The organism is Streptomyces alkaliterrae (assembly GCF_007097205.2).
Lineage (GTDB): Bacteria > Actinomycetota > Actinomycetes > Streptomycetales > Streptomycetaceae > Streptomyces > Streptomyces alkaliterrae.
The window spans coordinates 1-390 of record NZ_VJYK02000756.1; the positions used below are offsets into that span (position 1 = coordinate 1).

At 72.8% G+C, this 390-nt stretch carries 1 protein-coding gene; it reads right to left on the minus strand.

The window, feature by feature from the left end; translation table 11 throughout:
* Window positions 1–336, minus strand: a 336-nt coding sequence (locus tag FNX44_RS27795; RefSeq protein WP_173019336.1) for an aldo/keto reductase, incomplete at its 3' end; no start/stop codon positions are given.
* Window positions 337–390 lie beyond the last annotated feature (54 nt).

Genomic DNA, 390 nt, shown 5'->3' on the forward strand with positions numbered 1-390 from the left:
GTGGAGGAGCAGCGTGTCGACGTGGTCGGTGCGCAGACGGGTCAGGCTGGCGCGGACGCTTTCGAGGATGCTCGGGGCGCGGAGGTCGTAGATGCCGGGGCGGCCGTCCTCGGGGAGGCGGATGCCGCATTTGGTCTGGAGGGTGATCCGTTCGCGCAGGCCCGGCCAGCGGGCCAGTACCTCGCCGAAGACCGCCTCGGACTTGCCGTGCCGGTAGATGTCGGCGTGGTCGAAGTCGGTGATGCCTGCGTCGAGGGCGGCGGTGATGGCGGCTTCCGCGTGGTCGATGTCGTGGGGGGTGTGCGGGGCGCGGTCCCAGGTGCCGCCCAGGCCCATGCAGCCGTAGAGCGCCCGGCCGCGAGCGGGGGGTGTGGGCTCGGGAGACTGGCC